The organism is Pseudomonas sp. 9_2_1, assembly GCF_059295275.1.
This window is the reverse complement of record NZ_CM181239.1, coordinates 247,043-268,926: the sequence shown is the minus strand read 5'-3', so window position 1 is coordinate 268,926 and position 21,884 is coordinate 247,043. Positions and strand designations below refer to the sequence as shown.

At 63.2% G+C, this 21,884-nt stretch carries 20 protein-coding genes; 11 read left to right on the top strand and 9 right to left on the bottom strand.

Annotation, left to right across the window (positions count from 1 at the left end; genetic code table 11):
* Positions 1–31: 31 nt before the first annotated feature.
* The 7 genes from ssuB to AC5O5I_RS01050 all read right to left on the bottom strand — a co-directional run bounded on the left by ssuB (position 32) and on the right by AC5O5I_RS01050 (position 6,934).
* Positions 32–844, bottom strand: a complete 813-nt coding sequence (ssuB, locus tag AC5O5I_RS01080) for an aliphatic sulfonates ABC transporter ATP-binding protein (protein ID WP_494511943.1) — start codon at positions 842–844, stop codon at positions 32–34.
* Positions 841–1,638 carry an aliphatic sulfonate ABC transporter permease SsuC gene (gene ssuC, locus AC5O5I_RS01075; RefSeq protein WP_172224357.1) on the bottom strand — a complete coding sequence of 266 codons (798 nt, stop codon included), beginning with the start codon at positions 1,636–1,638 and terminating at the stop codon, positions 841–843. The genes ssuB and ssuC overlap by 4 nt, the downstream gene beginning before the upstream one ends.
* A 10-nt stretch (positions 1,639–1,648) precedes the next feature.
* On the bottom strand, positions 1,649–2,797 hold the full coding sequence (gene ssuD / locus AC5O5I_RS01070; protein ID WP_172224354.1) for an FMNH2-dependent alkanesulfonate monooxygenase: 1,149 nt from the start codon (positions 2,795–2,797) through the stop codon (positions 1,649–1,651).
* A 59-nt stretch (positions 2,798–2,856) separates the two neighbouring features.
* On the bottom strand, positions 2,857–3,822 hold the full coding sequence (locus tag AC5O5I_RS01065) for a sulfonate ABC transporter substrate-binding protein (RefSeq protein ID WP_494511942.1): 966 nt from the start codon (positions 3,820–3,822) through the stop codon (positions 2,857–2,859).
* A gap of 84 nt (positions 3,823–3,906) precedes the next feature.
* A complete protein-coding gene (ssuE, locus tag AC5O5I_RS01060; RefSeq protein WP_172224348.1) occupies positions 3,907–4,500 on the bottom strand; it encodes an NADPH-dependent FMN reductase in 594 nt (197 codons plus the stop codon).
* A gap of 290 nt (positions 4,501–4,790) precedes the next feature.
* Entirely contained in the window at positions 4,791–5,429 is a 639-nt protein-coding gene (locus tag AC5O5I_RS01055; protein WP_019096904.1) for a peroxiredoxin, read from the bottom strand.
* Positions 5,430–5,599: 170 nt separating this feature from the next.
* A complete protein-coding gene (locus AC5O5I_RS01050) occupies positions 5,600–6,934 on the bottom strand; it encodes an OprD family porin (protein ID WP_494511941.1) in 1,335 nt (444 codons plus the stop codon).
* 543 nt (positions 6,935–7,477) lie between these two features.
* On the opposite strand from AC5O5I_RS01050, the gene tauA reads away from it, so the two are divergent.
* From tauA to tauD, 4 genes are read left to right on the top strand one after another with little or no spacing between them, the layout of a single operon-like run.
* Positions 7,478–8,449: a taurine ABC transporter substrate-binding protein gene (gene tauA, locus AC5O5I_RS01045; RefSeq protein ID WP_494511940.1), complete on the top strand. Its 972-nt coding sequence runs from the start codon at positions 7,478–7,480 to the stop codon at positions 8,447–8,449.
* A 27-nt stretch (positions 8,450–8,476) separates the two neighbouring features.
* Positions 8,477–9,265 (top strand): taurine ABC transporter ATP-binding subunit, encoded by a 789-nt coding sequence (tauB, locus tag AC5O5I_RS01040; protein ID WP_172287745.1) that lies wholly within the window; start codon positions 8,477–8,479, stop codon positions 9,263–9,265.
* Positions 9,262–10,101, top strand: a complete 840-nt coding sequence (tauC, locus tag AC5O5I_RS01035) for a taurine ABC transporter permease TauC (protein WP_494511939.1) — start codon at positions 9,262–9,264, stop codon at positions 10,099–10,101. The genes tauB and tauC overlap by 4 nt, the downstream gene beginning before the upstream one ends.
* Before the next feature lie 48 nt (positions 10,102–10,149).
* Positions 10,150–10,983 carry a taurine dioxygenase gene (gene tauD / locus AC5O5I_RS01030; RefSeq protein WP_494511938.1) on the top strand — a complete coding sequence of 278 codons (834 nt, stop codon included), beginning with the start codon at positions 10,150–10,152 and terminating at the stop codon, positions 10,981–10,983.
* A 134-nt stretch (positions 10,984–11,117) separates the two neighbouring features.
* On the opposite strand, the gene betT is transcribed toward tauD, so the two are convergent.
* Positions 11,118–13,121: a choline transporter BetT gene (gene betT, locus AC5O5I_RS01025; protein WP_172224331.1), complete on the bottom strand. Its 2,004-nt coding sequence runs from the start codon at positions 13,119–13,121 to the stop codon at positions 11,118–11,120.
* Between the two features lie 228 nt (positions 13,122–13,349).
* Positions 13,350–14,282 carry a serine O-acetyltransferase EpsC gene (gene epsC / locus AC5O5I_RS01020; RefSeq protein WP_172224328.1) on the bottom strand — a complete coding sequence of 311 codons (933 nt, stop codon included), beginning with the start codon at positions 14,280–14,282 and terminating at the stop codon, positions 13,350–13,352.
* A 373-nt stretch (positions 14,283–14,655) separates the two neighbouring features.
* On the opposite strand from epsC, the gene tcyJ reads away from it, so the two are divergent.
* The 7 genes from tcyJ to AC5O5I_RS00985 all read left to right on the top strand — a co-directional run bounded on the left by tcyJ (position 14,656) and on the right by AC5O5I_RS00985 (position 21,883).
* A complete protein-coding gene (gene tcyJ / locus AC5O5I_RS01015) occupies positions 14,656–15,450 on the top strand; it encodes a cystine ABC transporter substrate-binding protein (protein ID WP_172225044.1) in 795 nt (264 codons plus the stop codon).
* Positions 15,447–16,115 (top strand): cystine ABC transporter permease, encoded by a 669-nt coding sequence (tcyL, locus tag AC5O5I_RS01010; RefSeq protein WP_172225041.1) that lies wholly within the window; start codon positions 15,447–15,449, stop codon positions 16,113–16,115. The genes tcyJ and tcyL overlap by 4 nt, the downstream gene beginning before the upstream one ends.
* A 2-nt stretch (positions 16,116–16,117) precedes the next feature.
* Complete coding sequence (gene tcyN / locus AC5O5I_RS01005; RefSeq protein WP_172287944.1) at positions 16,118–16,876, top strand: L-cystine ABC transporter ATP-binding protein TcyN; 759 nt, start codon at positions 16,118–16,120, stop codon at positions 16,874–16,876.
* Positions 16,877–17,139: 263 nt separating this feature from the next.
* Entirely contained in the window at positions 17,140–18,381 is a 1,242-nt protein-coding gene (locus AC5O5I_RS01000; RefSeq protein ID WP_494511937.1) for an SfnB family sulfur acquisition oxidoreductase, read from the top strand.
* Between the two features lie 130 nt (positions 18,382–18,511).
* Entirely contained in the window at positions 18,512–19,693 is a 1,182-nt protein-coding gene (locus AC5O5I_RS00995; RefSeq protein WP_172225032.1) for an SfnB family sulfur acquisition oxidoreductase, read from the top strand.
* Complete coding sequence (locus AC5O5I_RS00990) at positions 19,693–21,084, top strand: LLM class flavin-dependent oxidoreductase (protein WP_494511936.1); 1,392 nt, start codon at positions 19,693–19,695, stop codon at positions 21,082–21,084. Before AC5O5I_RS00995 ends, AC5O5I_RS00990 begins: the two co-directional genes overlap by 1 nt.
* Entirely contained in the window at positions 21,077–21,883 is an 807-nt protein-coding gene (locus AC5O5I_RS00985) for a MetQ/NlpA family ABC transporter substrate-binding protein (RefSeq protein ID WP_494511935.1), read from the top strand. The genes AC5O5I_RS00990 and AC5O5I_RS00985 overlap by 8 nt, the downstream gene beginning before the upstream one ends.
* Position 21,884 lies beyond the last annotated feature (1 nt).

Genomic DNA, 21,884 nt, shown 5'->3' with positions numbered 1-21,884 from the left:
CTCTGTGGGCTTGAGTCTGGTAAGTGAGTTTTCAGTGCGCCCAACGCAATTGCGTGGGCAAAGGGGCTACAGGGTCTGGCTCGGGTGCAGTGCCCGGGGCTGACAGAACACGGTTGAGCACTTCGCTTTCCAGCGCCGCCAGGCGGTGCGAACCACGCGCCCGGGGCCGCGCCAGGTCGACGGTAAGGTCGAGCCCGACCTCGCCGTCCTCGATCAGGATCACCCGGTCAGCCACGGCAACTGCCTCGCTGACATCGTGGGTGACCAGCAGCACGGTGAAGCCGTGCTGACGCCACAAGCGTTCGATCAGTTGCTGCATCTCGATGCGGGTCAGCGCATCGAGCGCCCCCAGTGGCTCGTCCAGCAGCAGCAGACGCGGCTGGTGGATCAATGCCCGCGCCAGCGCCACACGCTGCTTCTGCCCGCCCGACAGCGCTGCCGGCCATTCATTGGCCCGGTCGGCCAGGCCAACCGCCTCCAGCGCGTCCAGCGCACGCCCGCGCCAGTCGCCGGACAGGCCCAGGCCGACGTTGTCGATCACCTTCTTCCACGGCAGCAGGCGGGCATCCTGGAACATCAGGCGGGTTTCGTCCCGCGCCTCATCCAGCGGCGCGGCGCCGGCCAGCAATTGCCCGGCGCTGGGCTGGTCGAGCCCGGCCAGCAGGCGCAGCAGGGTGCTCTTGCCGCAGCCGCTGCGGCCGACGATGGCGACAAACTGGCCTGCGGGGATGTGCAGGTCGATGCCCTTCAACACTTCGCGTTGGCCAAAGGCCTTGCGCAGGCCGTTGCAGGCCAGCGGGATGCCACGCAGCAGGCGTGGCGGCTGTTCCTTGAGCACGGTCATGCGCCCTCCTTCCTGGCTACTTGATAGGCCGGGTGCCAACGCAACCACACACGTTCCAGGCCGCGGGCGGCCAGGTCGGCGAGCTTGCCCAGCACGGCATACAGGACGATGGCCAGTACCACCACGTCGGTCTGCAGGAATTCCCGGGCGTTCATCGCCAGGTAGCCGATGCCGGCATTGGCCGAGATGGTTTCGGCAACGATCAAGGTCAGCCACATGAAGCCCAGGGCAAAGCGCACGCCCACCAGGATCGAAGGCAGCGCACCCGGCAAGATCACCTGGCGGAACAGGGTGAAGCCGGACAAACCATAGCTGCGCGCCATTTCCACCAGCGCCGGGTCGACGTTGCGGATGCCGTGGTAGGTGTTCAGATAGATCGGGAACAGCGTGCCCAGCGCAACCAGGAAAACCTTCGCCGACTCGTCGATGCCGAACCACAGGATCACCAGCGGAATCAGCGCCAGGTGCGGCACGTTGCGGATCATCTGCACCGAGCTGTCGAGCAAGCGCTCGCCCCAGTTCGACAGGCCGGTGATAAAGCCCAGCACCAGGCCGATGCTGCCACCGATGACAAAACCCAGCCCGGCACGCCAGCCGCTGATGGCCAGGTGGGTCCAGATATCACCGCTGCGCACCAGCTCGACGCCGGCACTGACCACCGCGCTAGGCGCTGGCAGGATGCGTGTCGACAGCCAGCCGGCGCTGACCGCCAGCTGCCAGGCGGCCAGCAGCAGCACCGGTAGCGCCCACGGCGCCAGGCGCTGGGCAAGGGTATTGGAAGTTGCACGACTCATGGCCTGGCCCTCAGCTTTGCGCAACGGACTTGGGCAGGATGTCGTTGGCCACCATCTCGCCGAACGGGCTCACGTAACCACCGGCCTTGGCCTGCTCCGGGCGTTGCACATCCAGGTGCGGGAACAGCAGCTCGGCAACCCGGTACGATTCTTCCAGGTGCGGGTAACCGGAGAAGATGAAGGTATCGATGCCCAGCTCGGCGTATTCCTTGACCCGCGCCGCAACGGTCGGGCCATCGCCTACCAGGGCGGTGCCGGCACCACCGCGGACCAGGCCGACGCCCGCCCAAAGGTTGGGGGCCACTTCCAGCTTGTCGCGGTTGCCGTTGTGCAGCGCCGCCATGCGTTGCTGGCCGACCGAGTCGAAGCGTGCCAGCGAGGCCTGGGCACGGGCGATGGTGTCATCGTCCAGGTGCGAGATCAGCTTGTCGGCGGCAGCCCAGGCTTCTTCGTTGGTTTCCCGCACGATCACGTGCAGGCGGATGCCGAAGCGCACTTCGCGGCCCTGGGCGGCGGCTTTCTCGCGCACCTGGGCGATTTTTTCTGCGACCGCGCTCGGCGGCTCGCCCCAGGTCAGGTACAGCTCGACCTGCTCGGCGGCCAGGTCCTGTGCGGCATCCGATGAGCCACCGAAGTACAGCGGCGGGCGCGGTTGCTGGATTGGCGGGTAAAGCAGCTTGGCGCCCTTCACCTGGATATGTTTGCCGTCGTAGTCGACGGTTTCGCCTTCCAGCACCTTGCGCCAGATACGGGTGAACTCCACGGAGGCCTCGTAGCGCTCCTGGTGGTTCAGGTGCAGGCCGTCACCCGCCAGCTCGTCCGGGTCGCCACCGGTCACCAGGTTGAACAGCGCACGGCCGTTGGACAGGCGGTCGAGGGTGGCTGCCTGGCGTGCCGCCACGGTCGGCGAAATGATGCCGGGGCGCAATGCGACCAAAAACTTCAGGCGCTGGGTAACCGGGATCAGCGATGCCGCCACCAGCCAGGAATCCTCGCAGGATCGCCCGGTAGGGATCAGTACGCCGCCGAAGCCAAGGCGGTCGGCCGCCTGGGCGACCTGCTGCAGGTAGCCATGGTCGACCGCGCGAGCACCATCGGAGGTGCCCAGGTACTTACCGTCACCGTGGGTGGGCAGGAACCAGAAAATGTTAAGGCTCATTGGAGTTGTCTCCTCAAGGGTGGCTCAGCCGGGGCGGCGCCCCGGCGCAGGCAAGTCAATCAAGGCGCGCTGGCGACCTTGGCCGGGGGTGTCCAGATAACGTCCTTGATGCTCAGCGGCTTGGGGATAAGCTTCAGCGCATGGAACGTGTCGGCGATTTTCTGTTGCGCGGCCACCACTTCTGGGGTGAGCGGCGCGGCGCCGTAGCCCTGGCGCTTGACCGAAGTCAGGGTGATGTCAGCGGGCAGCCCAAGCAGCGGGGCGACCTGATCGGTCACTTCCTGCGGGTTGGCCTGGGACCATTCGCCCACGGCGCGCACTTGCTCGATCACGGTGTTGATCACCGCTGGGTGCTGGGTCGCGTAGTCGCGGGTGGCAAGATAGAACTGGTGGTTGTCGACCAGGTCTTTGCCGTCGCGCAGGGTACGTGCCTGCAGTTGTTTCTCGGCGGCAGCCTGGTACGGGTCCCAGATCACCCAGGCATCCACGCTGCCGCGCTCGAAGGCGGCGCGAGCGTCGGCCGGGGGCAGGTAGACGGCCTGGATGTCGCTGTACTTGAGGCCGGCATCTTCCAGCGCACGGACCAGCAGGTAGTGCACGTTGGAGCCTTTGTTGAGGACGACTTTCTTGCCCTTGAGGTCTTTGACCGACTGGATCGGCGAGCCCTTCGGCACCAGGATCGCCTCGCTGTGCGGCGCCGGCGGCTCATACGCCACGTAGAGCAGATCGGCGCCAGCAGCCTGGGCGAACACGGGTGGGGTCTCGCCGGTGACGCCAAAATCGATGGAGCCGACATTCAGCCCTTCAAGCAGCTGCGGGCCGCCGGGGAATTCGGTCCACTGCACCTGCACGCCCTGCTCGGCCAGGCGCTTTTCCAGCGTGCCCTTGGCCTTGAGCAGCACCAGGGTGCCGTATTTCTGATAGCCGATACGCAGGCTCTCGGCCTGGGCTTGGGTAATGGCGCCGAAGGACACAGCCGCCGCAAACAGGGCGACCAGACCGCGACGCAAGAAGACTGTGCGCATGGCGCTCTCCTGTGCGAATGGGTTCGGGTTGCACCTGCTTGCCTCGTTGTCGGGCGAGTAAGGTGGTAAAGCGGGTTGTGCTGGTCAGATGCTCCAGCGGGCGCTGATCAGGCGTTCGTTCAACAGGCCCGGGGCGACGGGGCTCGGCCGACGGGCCAGGGCAGCGTGGAAGGTTTCCAGCGAGTCATGCAGGCGTTCTTCCAGCACCGGTAACAGTTGCGCGGGTCTGGAGCCTTCTGCGTAAGTAACCTGGCTGTCGTCGGCGAAGATCCCTTGCAGGGTCTCTTGCGCCTTGAGTGCCGACAGCACGGGTTTAAGTGCGTAATCCACCGCCAGCATGTGGGCGATGCTGCCGCCTGTAGCAATCGGTAGCACGATCTTGTGAGCCAGGGCGCGCTCGGGCAACAGGTCGAGCAAGGTTTTCAGAGCGCCGGCGAACGATGCCTTGTACACCGGCGTTGCGACGATCAGGCCATCGGCCTGGGCCACCAGTTGCTGGAAATGCTGAACCTGCGGGCTGTCGAAACGGGCATGCAGCAGGTCTTCGGCGGCAAAGTCACGCACCTGGAACGTCACCACTTCGACGCCGCGGTTCTGCAGCCACTGGCGCGAACGCTCCAGCAGCACGCCAGAGCGTGAACGGGTACTTGGGCTACCACCGATTGAGACGACCAGCATTGCAGCGCTTCCTTTTGTTCTGTTGGGAGTGACATTAACAGCGCTTACATATATCTAGAAATCATATTTTTTCATTTGTTTATTCCATTTTGATTATTTCCTGTGCCGGCTTTTTCCGTGGTGAACCCGCTCCCACAGGGACACCACAAACCTTGAGGACGGCGCTTAACCCTGTGGGGAGCGGGTTTACCCGCGAAGAGGCCCACGCGGTTTTCAGCAGGCATAAAAAAGGGCCGTCGAAACGGCCCGAAAATCCCTGCTTGGCTAAGAGCAATGCAACGAGGAATTCATCAACGATTGGGCTGAGGGGTCAGCCGCAGGTAGGGTTTGACCGCGCGGTAACCTTTGGGGAAGCGCTGTTTGATCTCTTCCTCATCCTTGAGCGAGGGCACGATCACCACCTCGTCGCCGTCCTGCCAGTTGCCTGGTGTGGCGACCTTGTGGTTGTCGGTCAGCTGCAGCGAGTCGATCACACGCAGGATTTCATTGAAGTTGCGCCCGGTACTGGCCGGATAGGTGATGGTCAGGCGCACCTTCTTGTTCGGGTCGATCACGAACAGCGAACGCACGGTCAGGGTGTCGCTGGCGTTCGGATGGATCAGGTCGTACAGGTCCGACACCTTGCGGTCGGCGTCGGCGATGATCGGGAAGTTGACCACGGTGTTCTGGGTCTCGTTGATGTCATCGATCCAGCGGTGATGCGAGTCGACCGGATCCACCGACAAGGCAATGGCCTTGACCCCGCGCTTGGCGAAATCGTCCTTGAGCTTGGCAGTCAGGCCCAGCTCGGTGGTGCACACCGGGGTAAAGTCGGCCGGGTGGGAGAACAACACACCCCAGCTGTTGCCCAGCCACTCGTGGAAGCGGATTTTGCCTTCGCTGGAATCCTGTTCGAAATCGGGGGCGATATCGCCGAGTTTTAGGCTCATGGGCTGCGGCTCCTGTGCGGGGTTCTGTACACCGTGTGGGTTTAATGTGCCTGCATCCGATTAAAAACAAAAAGAATAAATATTGATTTGTTTATAACCATATTGCATACGGAATTACAGGCATAAAAAAGCCTCGCACTAGGCGAGGCTCTTTTGGTAACGCTACTAACTTACATGAAGGCGTAAGTGTAGTTCACGATGAAGCGAGTCTGATCCTGGTCATCGCTGCTTTCACCGGCGCCACGGTAGACGCCTTGACGCAGGCTGAAGCCCAGGCCTTTGAGCGTCCCCTGCTGAATGGTGTAGTCGACGCGAGCGTCGCGCTCCCATTCGTTATAGGTGCCATCGCCCGACCGGTTGCGGATGTCATCACCACGCAGGTAGGCCACGGATGCTTTCAGACCTGGTACACCCAGGCCTGCGAAGTCATAGGAGTACTGACCGAAGGTGGTGTTCTCGCCAGCACGGGCAAACTGATTGATCATGCTGTCGGTGAACAGGTAGAAGCTGGAACCGCCAGCACCTTCGTTACGGTTGTTACCATCGACGACACCGCCCTGGTTCAACCACACGAAGCCACCGTCATCACCAATCTGCTGATGGCCGAGCATCAGCGCATGCCCACCCAGGGTATAGGTGAACATGGCGGACCAGGTCTTGTTGTCGACCTCGCCAGCGGTTTTGGCGTAGCCCCTGTTGTTATCGAAGTTGTAACCACCGCCGCTACCGTTCTTACCGTCGCTGCTGCTGTCGAAGTAACGCAGGTCGGTCTTGAACGACTGGTTGTCAGCGATCTTGAAGACGTGAGTCGCGCCCAGGAAATGCTGTTTGTAGAAGTCTTCAAGGTTCGAGTAGTAGTACTGCAGGGTCAGGTCGGGAGTAAGCTTGTAGTCCAAACCACCGTAGCGGAACTTGTTGCTGTCAGCAGTTGCGCCGGAGACCGACAGGCCGGTACGGTTGCTGGAGGCACGGCCCATGGCGTGCGTCAGCTGGCCAGCATTGATGGTCAGATTGTCAATTTCCTTCGACTGGATGGTGCCACCCTCGAAGGTTTGAGGCAGCACACGGCCGTCGTTCGCGACCAGAATCGGCAGGTTAGGCGCCAGGGCGCTACCAAAATGAGCTTCAGTTTTGGAGAAGCGCGCCTTCGCGTTAGCGCCGACACGGGCCCACTGGCTTACAGAAGAACCATCGCTGTCGTCTGGCATGAAGCCACTTTTGTGGTAGCCACGGCCACCATCCAAATGGATACCCCAAAGTGCTTGGGCATCAACACCAAACCCAACAGTCCCCTCGGTGAAACCCGAAATGTAGTCAAGTTTGAAGCCTTGGCCAGTCTCACGCTGATCCGGGCGAACAGCGCCGTGGGCTTCACGGTTGTTGTTGTCGTAATACATGGTGCGCGAGCTGAGCGACAGTTTGCTGTCTTCAACGAAACCGGCAGCGCCTGCTGTTTGGGCGAAAACCCCCAGTGCCACGGCCACGGCCAGGCTGGACTTGTACATGTTCTGCTCCTCTACGTTCTAATTTTTGTGTATCTCTGGCGGAGGGATCTGCTGCCCCGCTCACCGTGGATTGGCGATTTAGTCCCAAAGCGTGACCCTTAAGTCAATCGTTTCTAAACGTTTCGCGACTTTGGTCTAAGACGCCACCTGCGCTACAGGATAATGACAATCCTATAAATCCAAAATGACCGTTTTGTGAATTTCTAAGATTTTTACGGAATATGTTACGAACCTTTGCTGCTTTTCGTTGTAGAAGCGGAAGAATTCATAACTATCGGTTATTTGCAAACGTTTGCTCATAACCTAATTCCCGATCGTTCTATAAGGACGAAAGAGCCTAGCAGGCCGTTCTGATTCCGCCATTGAGCGAGATCATCGGCCCAGCTGCCTCACGTGGTCCAGGTGGGAACCTGCGTCTGCCCAGCCCGACCCTTAAAGCATTTGGCTCCTAAGCTAATGCAAAAAAGTTATTTATTTTAAGATTCTTAGATCATTTAGCCTTCTCGTCATCCATCCCACCGATTGCCTGACGAGAGGTCCACCATGATCCCGCACACCCCGCTGCGCCTGTTCGCAGCCCTGACCCTCGCCAGTACAAGCTGGTTTGCCCAGGCTGCCGACCTCACCGTTGCCTATCAGACCACCGTCGACCCGGCCAAGGTGGCGCAGGTCGATGGCAACTATGAAAAAGCCAGCAAAGCCAGCATCGACTGGCGCAAGTTCGACAACGGCGCCGACGTGATCACCGCAGTGGCCAGTGGCGACGTGCAAATCGGCTACCTGGGCTCCAGCCCGCTGGCCGCAGCGGCCACCCGCAAGCTGCCGGTCGAAACATTCCTGATCGCCACGCAGATTGGCGCCGGTGAAGCGCTGGTCGCCCGTGACAGCATCAAGTCCCCGCAAGACCTGGTCGGCAAGAAAGTCGCCGTGCCGTTCGTCTCCACCGGCCACTACAGCCTCCTGGCGGCACTGAAAAGCTGGAACATCGACCCGTCCAAGGTACAAATCCTCAACCTCGCACCGCCGGCCATCATTGCCGCCTGGAAGCGTGGCGATATCGACGCCACCTACGTCTGGGACCCGGCCCTGGGCGTGGCCAAGGAAAACGGCAAGGTGCTGATCACCTCTGGCGAACTGGCCGAAAAAGGTGCACCCACGTTCGACGCCTGGATCGTGCGCAAGGACTTCGCTGCCAAGCACCCGGACGTGGTCAAGGCGTTTGCCAAGGTCACCCTCGACGCCTACGCCGACTACCGCAACGACCCCAAAGCCTGGCTGGCCAACCCCGACAATGTAAGCAAGCTGGCCAAGCTGTCCGGCGCCAAGCCTGCCGACATCCCGGTATTGCTGCAGGGCAACGTCTACCCGCTGGCTGCCGACCAGGCCAGCGCACTGGGCGCGCCCACCACCCAGGCACTGACCGACACCGCCACCTTCCTCAAGCAGCAAGGCAAGATAGACGCGGTGCTGCCGGATTACTCGCCGTACGTCAGCGCCCAGTACCTCCCGAACTGACCCCGTAAAAGCCGACCGGAGCCCACCATGGCCTTGCTCGAACTGGAGCGCATCAGCGCACAGTACCCCGGCGCCGATACCCCGGTGCTGGCCGATATCAACCTGAGCCTGGGGCCGCGCCAGTTGCTGGTAGCCCTGGGGCCTTCCGGCAGCGGCAAGACCTCGCTGCTCAACCTTATCGCCGGCTTCGTCGCGCCCAGCAGCGGGCGTATCACCCTGGATGGCGTACCGGTGCAGGGCCCAGGTGCCGAGCGCGGCGTGGTGTTCCAGGACGATGCGCTGCTGCCCTGGCAGAACGTGCTGGGCAACGTTGCCTTCGGCCTTGAGCTGGCCGGTGTACCGCGCGCGCTGCGTGAAGCCAAGGCCCGCGAGATGCTGGCCCTGGTCGACCTGGACGGTTTTGGCGAACGCCGTATCTGGCAGTTGTCCGGTGGCCAGAAGCAGCGCGTGGGCCTGGCCCGGGCGCTGGCAGCCGACCCGCGGGTGCTGCTGATGGACGAACCGTTCGGCGCCCTCGATGCCTTTACCCGCGAACAGATGCAGGAGCTGTTGCTGCAGGTGTGGCAACGCACCGCCAAGCCGGTGTTCCTGATTACCCACGACATCGAAGAAGCGGTGTTTCTCGCCAGCGAGCTGGTGCTGCTGGCGCCCAACCCGGGTCGCGTGGTCGAGCGCCTGCAACTGGACTACGGGCAGCGCTATGCCGCCGGCGAGTCGGCCCGCTCGATCAAGTCCGACCCTCGCTTCATCGAAACCCGCGAGCACGTGCTCGCCAGCGTGTTCGCCCAACGCCAAAGTCTGCAGGAGCGCGCATGAACAGCCTGGACCTGCCGGTTGCCGGCAAACCTGATAGCCGAGCCCGGCGCGCCACCGGGCAGCGCCGCCCCTTGTCCACCCGCTGGATCAGCACGCTGACCCTCGCCAGCCTGCTATTTGCCTGGTGGCTAGTGACCGCCGGCGGCTGGATCGAGCCACTGTTCCTGCCCTCGCCCGCCGACATCCTGGCCAAGGGCTGGGCCCTGCTGACCCAAGGCTATATGGATGCCAGCCTGTGGCAGCACCTGGGCTCCAGCCTCGGGCGCATCGGCGTGGCCCTGCTGGCCGCTACGCTCACCGCCATCCCGGTGGGCATCGCCATCGGCTACAACCGAGTGGCACGCGGCATTCTCGACCCGTTGATCGAGTTCTACCGGCCCATCCCGCCGCTGGCCTACCTGCCGCTGATCGTGATCTGGTGCGGCATCGGCGAGCTGTCCAAAGTGCTGCTGATCTTCCTGGCCATCTTCGCGCCGATCGCGATTGCCACGGCCACCGGCGTGCGCACGGTCGACCCGGCCAGGTTGCGTGCGGCGCAGTCGCTGGGCGCCAGCAAACCCCAGCTGATTCGCCATGTGATCCTGCCCAGCGCGCTGCCCGACATCCTCACCGGCGTGCGTATCGGCCTGGGTGTCGGCTGGTCGACCCTGGTGGCGGCCGAGCTGATCGCGGCCACCAGCGGCCTGGGTTTCATGGTGCAGTCGGCGGCGCAGTTCCTGGTCACCGATGTGGTGGTACTGGGCATCCTGCTGATCGCCCTGATCGCCTTCGCCCTGGAAATGAGCCTGCGTGCCCTGCAGCGCAAGCTGGTGCCCTGGCATGGGCAAAGCCACTGAATTCGACTGACCACGCCGACATATCGGCGCCTGACCAAAGAGACCGACATGAGCCTGACCATCACCCCTCTCAGCCCGGCGCTCGGCGCCCAGATCAGTGGCGTGGACATCAGCCGCGAGATCAGCGCCGCCGACCGCGACGCCATCGGGCAGGCGCTGTTGCAGCACCAAGTGCTGTTCTTCCGCGACCAGCCGATTACCCCGCAGCAACAGGCGCGCTTTGCCGCCCGCTTTGGCGACCTGCACATTCACCCGATCTACCCGAATGTGCCGGAAACCCCGCAGGTGCTGGTGCTGGATACGGCGGTCACCGATGTGCGCGACAACGCCGTGTGGCACACCGATGTGACCTTTTTGCCGACCCCGGCACTGGGCGCAGTGCTCAGCGCCAAGCAGTTGCCGGCTTACGGTGGCGATACCCTGTGGGCCAGCGGCATCGCAGCATTGGCGGCCTTGTCGGGGCCATTGCGCGAGATGCTCGACGGGCTGACCGCTACCCACGACTTCACCAAGTCGTTTCCGCTGGAGCGCTTTGGTACTACTCCGGAAGACCTGGCGCGCTGGGAGGCGACGCGGCGCAACAATCCGGCGCTGTCGCACCCGGTGGTGCGAACCCACCCCGTTAGCGGGCGCAAGGCGCTGTTCGTCAATGAAGGGTTCACCACGCGCATCAACGAGCTGAGCGAGCTGGAAAGCGAGGCGCTGCTGAAGCTGTTGTTCGCCCATGCAACGCGGCCGGAGTTCAGCATTCGCTGGCGCTGGCAGGAGCATGACGTGGCGTTCTGGGACAACCGCGTGACCCAGCATTTTGCGGTGGATGACTACCGGCCGAACCGGCGGGTGATGCATCGGGCGACCATCCTGGGGGATGCGCCCTTCTGATAGTCCGATGGGGAGGCCTTCGGCCTCCAATCGCCGGCAAGCCAGCTCCCACAGGATTACCACAGGTTTGAAGATTGTGAGATACCTGTGGGAGCTGGCTTGCCGGCGATGGGCCGCACAGCGGCCCCGGCGGGCTAACGGACCAGATGCAGGAACTGCATGTGCCGTTCGTACTGGTCGAGGATGTCGTTGATGATCTGCTCCTTGCTGTAGCCAACCAGGTCGTAGTTCTGGCTGCCTTCGCTCAGGTGCACTTCCGCCCGGTAGTAGCGGCGGTTCTTCAAATCCTGCGTACCCAACCCACCCAGGGCGAACGATGGCGTGAAATAGCCACGCATCTGCACCTGGTAAATGAACGGCTGCTCCTCGCCATGGCCAATCTTCAGGCTGACGTTGTCATGGCTGGGGTCGTCCTGGGTAATCAGTACCAGGCCTTTCTGCTCGAACACATCACGCACTTCGGCAATCGCCGGGCGCACCACGTCGTCCATGAAGCGATACACCTCATCACGCGACGGGAAATGCACCGCCTGGCTCAGGCGCTGGCGCCAGCCGCCACGGCCACGGCGTGACTGGGCGAACGGTGCCAGCGAGTGCATCTGCGCGATCTGCCGTTGCGACTCGAGGTAGAACGCCTTGTGCAGCCCCCACATCATGCACAGCAGGATCAGCGAGAACGGCAGCGAGGTCAGCACCACCGCCGACTTCAGCGAATCGATGCTGCCGGCAAACAGCAGCGCACTGGTGATCAGTGCCGTCATCGCGCCCCAGAAGATGCGCAGCCAGTTCGGCCCGTCTTCGTCCGCACCACCGCCGGTAGCCGACAAGGTCGACAGCACCACGGTGCCCGAATCGGCCGAGGTAACGAAGAACACGAAGCTGATGAACACCGTGGTGGCGATCACCACCTTGCTCCAGGGGTAGGTCTCCAGCAGCAGGTACAGGCTCATCGACGGGTTATCCAGGGCAGACTGGCCCAGGGCGGTCATGCCGTGGTTGATGACCTGGTCCAGGGCGCTGTTGCCGAAAATCGACATCCACGCCAGGGTGAAGCCCAGCGGGATCAACAGCACGCCAAAGACGAACTCGCGGATGGTGCGGCCACGAGAGATGCGGGCAATGAACAGCCCCACGAACGGCGCCCAGGCAATCCACCAGGCCCAGTAGAACACCGTCCAGCCGCCCAGCCAGTCACGGTTCTCACCGTAGGCATACACGTCGAAGCTCTTGCGCGGCAAGGCGCCCAGGTAGTCGCCCAGGTTCTGGATCAGGGTATTGAACAGGTGCTGGGTAGGCCCGGCGAACAGCACGAACAGCAGCAGCGCACAGGCCAGGAACAGGTTGATGTCGCTCATCACCCGCACGCCCTTCTCTACCCCGGCGACCGCCACGGCCACTGCCGCGCCCATCATCAGGGTGATCAGGATCACCTGCACCCATTGGCTATGGCTGATGCCAAACAGGTAGTCGAGGCCGGCGTTCAGGTGCAGCACGCCAAAGCCCATGTCGGCACCCAGCCCGAACACCGTGGCGATGATGCCGAAGCCGTCCACTGCGTAGCCGATCGGCCCGTTGATGCGCTTGCCGATCAGCGGGTACAGCGCCGAACGCAAGGCCAGGGGCAGGTTGTGCCGGTAGGCGAAGTAGGCCAGCGCCATGCCGACGAAGGCGAACACGCCCCACCCATGCAGGCCCCAGTGCAGGAACAGGATCTGCATGGCCTGGCGCCCGGCCTCGGCCGTGCCCGCTTCGCCCTGGGGCGGCTGCAACATGTGGGTGAGGGGTTCGGAGACGCAGAAGAAGAACAGGGTAATGCTGATGCCGGCAGCGAACAGCATGCCGGCCCACGACAGGTAGCTGAACTCGGGTTCGTCGTGGTCGGCACCGAGCTTGATCTTGCCGTAGCCGGACAAGGCGGTGACCACCACGAAGACCAGGTACAGCGTCATCGCCAGCATGTAGTACCAGCCGACCGTGTTGGCCGCCCAGTTCTGCGCCGCCAGCAACCAGTCGCCTGCGGCTTGCGGGTTGGAGATGACCACCACGCCGAAGATAAGGATGAAACTTGCCGCAAAGTAGAACACCGGAGGGTTCATGCGCATCTTGCTATCGGCAAGCGAAGGGTTCGGTGCACTCATGGGGCGTGCACCTCGTCAAATGACGTGAGGTTCGGAATGAACGGGTTCAGCAAAGGAATCCTCCTGTTGAACACCGGCAGCGGACCAGCGTTTTTTCATTGAACAAGCGTTCAAGTTAAACATGGATTGGATATCAATGCGAATTGGGGCGCTGATTGGTGTCCCCTGTTCCGGCCTCTTCGCGGGTGAACCCGCGAAGAGGCCGGAACAATCAGCAGAGATGCCCGATCAGTTCTTGTCCTGGCAATCCAGCTGCAGGTTGGCCTGGGTAATGTTGCTCTCGGCCGGCACACTGCGGGTCAGCCACACATTGCCGCCGATGGTCGAGCCCTTGCCGATGGTAATGCGCCCCAGCACCGTGGCGCCGGCATAGATCACCACATCGTCCTCGACGATCGGGTGGCGCGGCAGGCCTTTATGCAGCGTGCCCGACTCGTCACTGGGGAAGCGCTTGGCGCCCAGGGTTACCGCTTGGTAGATGCGCACCCGCTCGCCGATGATCGCGGTTTCGCCAATTACCACACCGGTACCATGGTCGATGAAGAAGCTCGGGCCAATCTGCGCCCCCGGATGGATGTCGATGCCGGTGGCCGAATGCGCCAGCTCCGAGCTGATCCGCGCCAACAGCGGCAAGCCGGCCTGGTACAGATGGTGGGCCAGGCGGTGATGGATGATCGCCAGGATGCCCGGGTAGCACAGCAGCACTTCATCGACACTTCGCGCTGCCGGGTCGCCGTGGTAGGCGGCCAGCACGTCGGTGTCGAGCAGCACCCGCAGCTCCGGTAGCGCCGCTGCAAAACCCTGGATCAGGCTCAGCGCCTGGGCGTCGACGCCAGCCAGCCCGGCTTTGCTTTGCCGCGCCGCGTAGCGCAGCTCGAGACGTGCCTGGGCAAGCAAGGCAGTCAGCGCGGCATCCAGGGTATGGCCAACGTAGAAATCTTCACTCTCTTCGCGCAGGTCGACCGGGCCAAGGCGCATGGGGAAAAGTGCGCCGCACAGCTGCTCCAGGATCTGCCGCATCGCCTCGCGCGATGGCAGTTCGCGCCCGCCCTGCTCGCCAATACTGCGGCCATTGCGTGTACGCCATTGCTCACGGGCGCCGCGCAGGCCGCTGACGATGCTCTGCAACTGCCAGTGCGCTGATGAGGGTTGTTCGCTCACGGTTTTCTCCTGCCTGAGTCGGCCAAACTGTTTTTATCGGCAGGTCTGGCCCTTTCGCGGGTGAACCCGCTCCCACTGATGTCACGGCGCCTGTGGGAGCGGGTTCACCCGCGAAAGGGCCAGACCTGCCTGCGTGCAATCCACTTTACGGCAAATCCGTCCCTTGGAAAAAACAACGCTTTATTCCATCCTGCGCTAAGTCAGGCATAAGCGGCGATGACGGCGCGGAGAACCTCGCCTACCCTCAAAAGCAGCCAACACCTGGCAATAAAACAAAAGGAAATAACAAAATAATTTTTTAGTATTTCCTGGCCTAAGAAGCCAACCCTATAGTCGCCACCCACTACTTACACAACAAGCGCGGGGCTCTGACATGTCGATATTCGCCAAACCGCTACTCAACGCCAGCCTGGCAGTCCTGCTGGGCGCCGGCCTGCTCGGCCAGGCCTTCGCCGGCGAGCAGCTGAAGACCATCCAGGAAAAAGGCGTGATCAACGTCGGCCTTGAAGGCACCTACCCACCGTTCAGCTTTCAGGACGAGAACGGCAAGCTGAGCGGCTTCGAGGTGGAGCTGTCCGAGCTGATCGCCAAGGAGCTGGGCGTCAAGGCCAAGGTGCAGCCGACCAAGTGGGATGGCATTCTTGCCGCACTGGAGTCCAAGCGACTGGATGTGGTCATCAACCAGGTGACCATTTCCGAAGAGCGCAAGAAGAAGTACGACTTCTCCGAGCCCTACACCGTTTCCGGCATCCAGGCGCTGATCCTGAAGAAGAAAGCCGAGCAGTTGAATATCAAGACCGCGCAGGACCTGGCCGGCAAGAAGGTCGGCGTGGGCCTGGGCACCAACTACGAGCAGTGGGTGAAGCAGGACGTGCCAAAGGCCGAAGTGCGTACCTATGAGGACGACCCGAGCAAGTTCGCCGACCTGCGCAACGGCCGCATCGACGCCATCCTGATCGACCGCCTGGCTGCGCTGGAATACGCGCAAAAAGCCAAGGACACCGAACTGGCTGGCGAAGCCTTCTCGCGCCTTGAAAGCGGTGTGGCCCTGCGCAAGGGTGAGCCGGAGCTGCTGGCGGCGATCAACAAGGCCATCGACAAGCTCAAGGCTGACGGCACGCTGGCCAAGCTGTCCGAGAAATACTTCGGTGCCGATGTCACCAAATGATCGCTGAAAGCCTGCAACTCGTTGTCGACTCCGCCCCCTTCCTGCTGAAGGGCGCGGGGTATACGGTGCTGCTCAGCGTTGGCGGCATGTTCTTCGGCCTGGTGCTGGGCTTTGCCCTGGCACTGATGCGGCTGTCGAAGATTTTGCCGCTGAACTGGCTGGCGCGGATCTACGTGTCGTTTTTCCGCGGCACGCCGCTGCTGGTGCAGCTGTTCGTCATCTATTTCGGCATGCCGCAAATCGGCATTGAACTCGACCCCATCCCCGCTTCGCTGATTGGCCTGTCGCTGAACATGGCAGCCTATATCTGCGAAATCCTGCGGGCAGCGATCTCCTCGATCGACCGTGGCCAGTGGGAAGCTGCAGCCAGCATCGGCATGACCCGAGTGCAGGCCATGCGCCGGGCGATCCTGCCACAGGCCTTGCGCACTGCCCTGCCACCGCTGGGCAACAGCTTCATCTCGCTGGTCAAGGACACCGCCCTGGCGGCGACCATCCAGGTGCCCGAGCTGTTCCGCCAGGCCCAGCTGATTACCGCGCGTACCTTCGAAGTGTTCACCATGTACGTGGCGGTCGCGGTCATCTACTGGGTGCTGTGCAGCATCCTTGCGCACTTCCAGAACCGCATGGAAGCGCGGGTCAACCAGCATGACCAGGAGCAATGAGCATGATTGAAGTCAAAGGCCTGACCAAGCGGTTCAAGGGCCAGACCGTGCTCAACGGCATCGACCTGACCGTGCGCCCCGGCGAAGTGGTGGCCATCATCGGCCCCAGCGGCTCGGGCAAGACCACCTTTCTGCGCTGCCTGAACCTGCTGGAAACCCCCGACGCCGGGCAGATCCAGATCGGTGCCATCAGCATCGATGCCAACCGCCCATTGGGTGGTCAGCAAAGTGCAATTCGCCGTTTGCGCCAGCAGGCCGGGTTCGTGTTCCAGAACTTCAACCTGTTCCCCCACCGCACCGCCCTGGAAAACGTGATCGAAGGGCCGGTAATCGTCAAGAAGACGCCCCGCGAGCAGGCCATCGAACTGGGCCGGCGCCTGCTGGCCAAGGTCGGCTTGGCGGGCAAGGAAGACGCCTACCCCAGGCGCCTGTCCGGCGGCCAGCAGCAGCGGGTGGCCATCGCCCGCGCCTTGGCCATGGAGCCCGAGGTGATCCTGTTCGACGAGCCCACCTCGGCGCTGGACCCGGAGCTGGTCGGTGAAGTGCTGGCGACCATCCGCGGCCTGGCCGAGGAAAAGCGCACCATGATCATCGTCACCCACGAGATGAGCTTTGCGAGGGATGTGGCGAACCGGGTCATTTTCTTCGACAAAGGCGTGATCGTGGAACAGGGCGAGGCCAAGGCGCTGTTTGCGGCGCCGAAGGAAGAACGTACCCGGCAGTTCCTGCGCAAGTTCCTCGGGACTGCGGCGTCCGAGTAAGTCTGTTCCGGCCTCTTCGCGGGCACGCCTGCGAAGAGGCCGGAACATCCACAGCAATTCCTCCTTCTATAAATATTCCAAAAAGTTAGTTCATAAACTTTTTATAAACCATTAGGGTATATAAACCGGACCACCGGACCAGCACATTTCTGTCGCGATCAGCTGTAGCGACGTAACTTTTTTGTGAGGTCAGGAATGGTCAGGGTCACAATCACCCCAGTGCGTATCGCCAGGGCATTGAGTGCAGCCAAGGAGCGGCACTGATGTCCAGCCAGCCAAATACCCAATTTCACAGCGATCTCGACAGCTCGCCCCTGCTGCTGCCGGCCAAGGTTCTGCGCAATGACGCCGAAGCCCTGCAAGCGGCCCGCGAACTGGCCGAGGCCGCCCGCGAGCAAGCCGCCCGCCGCGACCAGCAACGCAAACTGCCTTGGGCCGAGATCGAGCTGTTCACCCGCAGTGGCCTGGGCAGCATCAGCGTACCCAAGGCCCACGGCGGCCCCGAGGTGTCGTTTGAAACCGTGGCCGAAGTGTTCCGCCTGATCAGCGCCGCCGACCCGGCGCTGGGGCAGATCCCGCAGAACCAGTTCGGCATGCTGCAATTGCTGCGCCTTACGGCCACCGAGGCGCAACAGGCGGTGATCTTCCGCAGCGTGCTCGATGGTTGGCGCATCGGCAATGCCGGGCCCGAGCGCGGCACCAAGGACACCCTTACCCTCAAGGCCAGGATCACCCGCGCAGGCGACAGCTATCGCATCAGCGGCGAGAAGTTCTACTCCACCGGCGCACTGTTCGCCCACTGGGTAGCGGTAAAGGCACTGGACGACGAAGGCCGACAGCGCCTGGCGTTTGTGCGTCGCGGCAGCCCGGGGCTGCGCATCGTCGATGACTGGTCCGGGTTCGGCCAGCGCACCACCGCCAGCGGCACGGTGTTGCTGGACCAGGTGCCGGTGGATGCAGAACTGCTGATCGACAATTGGCGCCAGCGGGATATCCCGAACATCCAGGGCGCGAGCTCGCAGCTGATCCAGGCAGCGATCGATGCCGGCATCGCCGAGGCGGCAATCGAGGATGCAATCGCTTTCGTGCGGGAAAAGTCCCGGCCATGGATCGAAGCCAATGTCGACCGCGCCAGCGACGATCCTTATGTGATCGCCGACATCGGCCGCCTGAAGCTCGAGCTGCACGCCGCCGAAGCGCTGCTGCGCAAGGCAGCCCGGGTCCTTGACGAGGTCAACGCTGCGCCAATCGACGCAGCCAGCGCAGCGCGGGCTTCGATCGCGGTGGCCGAGGCCAAGGTGCTGACCACCGAAATCGCCCTGCAGGCCAGCGAGAAACTGTTCGAACTGGCCGGCAGCCGCGCCACCCTTGCCGAGTTCAACCTCGACCGCCACTGGCGCAATGCCCGGGTGCACACCCTGCATGACCCGGTGCGCTGGAAGTACCACGCGGTGGGCGCTTACCACCTGAACGGCACGCTGCCTGCGCGGCATTCCTGGATCTGATTTGCAGCCCATCGCCGGCAAGCCAGCTCCCACAGGTCCGGCACTGGTTTCAGGACCTGTGGTGTCCTTGTGGGAGCTGGCTTGCCGGCGATTGGGGCGCGAAGCGGCCCCTAAGCCCCCGGAGAACACCATGACGACAAACATCATCACCAGCGACACCCAAGCCCTGGCCGTCGCCGAAGACATCGCCCAACAACTGCGCCGCGACAGCGCCCTGCGCGACCGCGAGCGCCGCCTGCCGCACGCCGAGCTCGAACTGTTCACCCGCTCCGGCCTGTGGGGTATCAGCGTGCCCAAGGCCTACGGCGGCGCCGGCGTTTCCAACGTCACCCTGGCCAAGGTCATCGCCCGTATCGCCCAGGCCGACGGCTCGCTCGGGCAGATCCCGCAAAACCATTTTTACGGCCTGGAGGTACTGCGGGTAAACGGCAGCGCCGAACAGCAGCAGCGCCTGTATGCCGAAGTCCTCGCCGGCCGCCGCTTCGGTAATGCCCTGGCCGAACTGGGCACCAAAACTGCCAACGACCGCACCACCCGCCTGAGCCGTGACGGCGACAGCTTCCGCATCAACGGCCGCAAGTTCTATTCCACTGGCGCCATCTACGCCCAGCGCATCCCCACCTCGGTGGTCGACGAAAACGGCGTGCAGCATCTGGTGTTCGTTCCGGCCGACAGCCACGGGCTCCAGGTGATCGACGACTGGAGCGGCTTTGGCCAACGCACCACTGGCAGCGGCTCGGTAGTATTCGACAACGTATTCGTCAGCGCGGCCGACGTGGTGCCATTCCAGAGTGCCTTCGAGCGCCCTACCCCGGTCGGCCCGCTGGCGCAGATTCTCCATGCCGCCATCGATACCGGCATTGCCCGCGCCGCTTACGAGGATGCCCTGCATTTCGTGCGCACCCGCAGCCGCCCCTGGGTCGACTCCGGCCTGGACAACGCCAGCGATGACCCGCTGACGCTGAAAAGCTTCGGCCACCTGGCGATCCGCCTGCATGCCGCCGAGGCCCTGCTGGAACGGGCGGGCGAATACCTGGACCGTGCGCGCGACGACAGCAGCGCCGACAATGTTGCCGCTGCCTCCATCGCCGTCGCCGAAGCCCGCGCCATCAGCACCGAGATTTCTCTTGCCGCCGGCACCGCCCTGTTCGAACTGGGCGGCAGCCAGGCCACCCTGGCCGAGCACAACCTGGACCGCCACTGGCGCAACGCCCGCGTGCACACCCTGCACGACCCGGTACGCTGGAAATACCACGCCATCGGCAACTACTACCTCAATGCTACCAACCCGCCACGTCGGGGGACCATCTGATGGCCAGGCAGATTCTGCTCAATGCCTTCAACATGAACTGCATCGGGCACATCAACCACGGCCTGTGGACCCACCCACGGGATACCTCGACCCAGTACAAGACCCTCGACTACTGGACCGACCTGGCGCGGCTGCTTGAGCGTGGCCTGTTCGACGGGCTGTTCATTGCCGATATCGTCGGCACCTACGACGTCTATGGCCAGTCGCTGGACGTCACCCTCAAGGAGTCGATCCAGCTGCCGGTCAACGACCCGCTGCTGCTGGTCTCGGCCATGGCCGCCGTCACCCGCCACCTGGGTTTCGGCCTTACCGCCAACCTCACCTACGAGGCGCCTTACCTGTTTGCCCGGCGGCTTTCCACCCTTGATCACCTGAGCAATGGCCGGGTGGGCTGGAACATCGTCACCGGCTACCTCGACAGCGCCGCCCGGGCCATGGGCCTGGACCGGCAACCAGAACACGACCGCCGCTACGACCAGGCCGACGAGTACCTGCAGGTGCTGTACAAGCTGCTGGAGGGCAGCTGGGCAGACGATGCCGTGGTCGCCGACCGCCAGCAACGGGTGTACGCCAGGCCAGACCGGGTGCGCAAGGTGCAGCATCAAGGCGAGTTCTACACCGTCGAGGGCTATCACCTGAGCGAGCCCTCGCCGCAACGCACGCCGGTGCTGTTCCAGGCCGGCAGCTCGCAGCGTGGCCTGGCCTTCGCCGGCAACCATGCCGAGTGCGTGTTCATCAGTGGTCAGGACAAGGCTGCCACCCGCGCCCAAGTCGACAAGGTGCGCGCGGCCGCCGAGGCCGCCGGCCGCGATCCGCAGGCGGTCAAGGTGTTCATGGGCATCACGGTGATCGTCGCCCCGACCGAGCAACAGGCCCAGGCCAAGCATGCCGAGTACCTGCGCCATGCCAGCCCCGAGGCGGGGGTGGCGCACTTCGCCGCCTCCACTGGCATCGATTTCGCCGCCTACACGCTGGACGAACCCATTGCCTCCAGCAAAGGCAACGCGATCCAGTCGGCCACGCGCCAGTTGCAGGAAAACGCCTGGACCCGGCGCCGCCTGCTGCAGCAACACGCCTTGGGAGGCCGCTACGTGACCCTGGTCGGCTCGCCCGAGCAAGTGGCCGAGCAGTTGATCGGCTGGGTCGACGAAACCGGCCTGGACGGTTTCAACCTGACCCGCACGGTAACCCCGGAAAGTTTCGAGGACTTTATCGACCTGGTCATCCCGCACCTGCAACAGCGCGGCCGCTACAAGACCGCCTACGCCGAAGGCACCCTGCGCGAAAAACTGTTCCAGGCCGACCACCCGCACCTGCCCGCCGGCCACCCTGGCGCGGCTTATCGCTTTACCCCGACCACTGCCCCGACTGGAGCCCTGCACCATGCTTGAAAAACTGTTCCGGCCCGTCGCGGCCATTGCCCTTGGCCTCGGCCTCGGCCTGTCCGCCACCGCCCTGGCAGCCGAGCCGCTCAAGATCGGCACCACCTCCGCCTTTGCCATTCCGCTGGAAGCCGCCGTGGAAGAGGCGCACAAGCAGGGGCTGGAAGTGAAGCTGATCGAATTCAGCGACTGGATCGCGCCCAATGTCAGCCTCAACAGCGGCGATATCGACGTGAACTACTTCCAGCACATCCCGTTTCTGGAGAACGCCAAGGCCGCTGCCGGCTTCAACCTCGTACCCTATGCCCCGGGGATCATCAACAACGTCGGGCTGTACTCGAAAAAGTACAAAAGCTTCGACGAGCTGCCTGCCGGTGCCAGCGTGGCCATCGCCAACGACCCGATCAACAGCGGGCGTGGTTTGCAGTTGCTGGCCAAGGCAGGCCTGATCACCCTCAAACCCGGGGTTGGCTACAAGGCCACCGAGGACGACATTGTCGCCAACCCGAAAAAGCTGAAGATCCTGCAGGTCGAGGCCGTGCAGCTGGTGCGCGCCTATGACGACGCCGACCTGGTGCAGGGCTACCCGGCCTACATCCGCCTGGCGAACACCTTCGACGCCGGCTCGGCGCTGCTGTTCGACGGCCTGGAAAACAAGGAATACGTGATCCAGTTCGTCATTCGCCCACAGAACAAGGACGACCCGCGCCTGGCCAGGTTCGTTGACATCTATCAGCACTCGCCTGCCGTGCGTGCGGCCCTGGACAAAGCCCACGGCAAGCTCTACCAGGCCGGTTGGGAGGGCTGAC

What these genes read in the sequence shown, in the direction of transcription:
- ssuB (WP_494511943.1), bottom strand. Translation starts at nt 844, where the DNA reads ATGACCGTGCTCAAGGAACAGCCGCCACGCCTGCTGCGTGGCATCCCG.
- ssuC (WP_172224357.1), bottom strand. Translation starts at nt 1,638, where the DNA reads ATGAGTCGTGCAACTTCCAATACCCTTGCCCAGCGCCTGGCGCCGTGG.
- ssuD (WP_172224354.1), bottom strand. Translation starts at nt 2,797, where the DNA reads ATGAGCCTTAACATTTTCTGGTTCCTGCCCACCCACGGTGACGGTAAG.
- AC5O5I_RS01065 (WP_494511942.1), bottom strand. Translation starts at nt 3,822, where the DNA reads ATGCGCACAGTCTTCTTGCGTCGCGGTCTGGTCGCCCTGTTTGCGGCG.
- ssuE (WP_172224348.1), bottom strand. Translation starts at nt 4,500, where the DNA reads ATGCTGGTCGTCTCAATCGGTGGTAGCCCAAGTACCCGTTCACGCTCT.
- AC5O5I_RS01055 (WP_019096904.1), bottom strand. Translation starts at nt 5,429, where the DNA reads ATGAGCCTAAAACTCGGCGATATCGCCCCCGATTTCGAACAGGATTCC.
- AC5O5I_RS01050 (WP_494511941.1), bottom strand. Translation starts at nt 6,934, where the DNA reads ATGTACAAGTCCAGCCTGGCCGTGGCCGTGGCACTGGGGGTTTTCGCC.
- tauA (WP_494511940.1), top strand. Translation starts at nt 7,478, where the DNA reads ATGATCCCGCACACCCCGCTGCGCCTGTTCGCAGCCCTGACCCTCGCC.
- tauB (WP_172287745.1), top strand. Translation starts at nt 8,477, where the DNA reads ATGGCCTTGCTCGAACTGGAGCGCATCAGCGCACAGTACCCCGGCGCC.
- tauC (WP_494511939.1), top strand. Translation starts at nt 9,262, where the DNA reads ATGAACAGCCTGGACCTGCCGGTTGCCGGCAAACCTGATAGCCGAGCC.
- tauD (WP_494511938.1), top strand. Translation starts at nt 10,150, where the DNA reads ATGAGCCTGACCATCACCCCTCTCAGCCCGGCGCTCGGCGCCCAGATC.
- betT (WP_172224331.1), bottom strand. Translation starts at nt 13,121, where the DNA reads ATGAGTGCACCGAACCCTTCGCTTGCCGATAGCAAGATGCGCATGAAC.
- tcyJ (WP_172225044.1), top strand. Translation starts at nt 14,656, where the DNA reads ATGTCGATATTCGCCAAACCGCTACTCAACGCCAGCCTGGCAGTCCTG.
- tcyL (WP_172225041.1), top strand. Translation starts at nt 15,447, where the DNA reads ATGATCGCTGAAAGCCTGCAACTCGTTGTCGACTCCGCCCCCTTCCTG.
- tcyN (WP_172287944.1), top strand. Translation starts at nt 16,118, where the DNA reads ATGATTGAAGTCAAAGGCCTGACCAAGCGGTTCAAGGGCCAGACCGTG.
- AC5O5I_RS01000 (WP_494511937.1), top strand. Translation starts at nt 17,140, where the DNA reads ATGTCCAGCCAGCCAAATACCCAATTTCACAGCGATCTCGACAGCTCG.
- AC5O5I_RS00995 (WP_172225032.1), top strand. Translation starts at nt 18,512, where the DNA reads ATGACGACAAACATCATCACCAGCGACACCCAAGCCCTGGCCGTCGCC.
- AC5O5I_RS00990 (WP_494511936.1), top strand. Translation starts at nt 19,693, where the DNA reads ATGGCCAGGCAGATTCTGCTCAATGCCTTCAACATGAACTGCATCGGG.
- AC5O5I_RS00985 (WP_494511935.1), top strand. Translation starts at nt 21,077, where the DNA reads ATGCTTGAAAAACTGTTCCGGCCCGTCGCGGCCATTGCCCTTGGCCTC.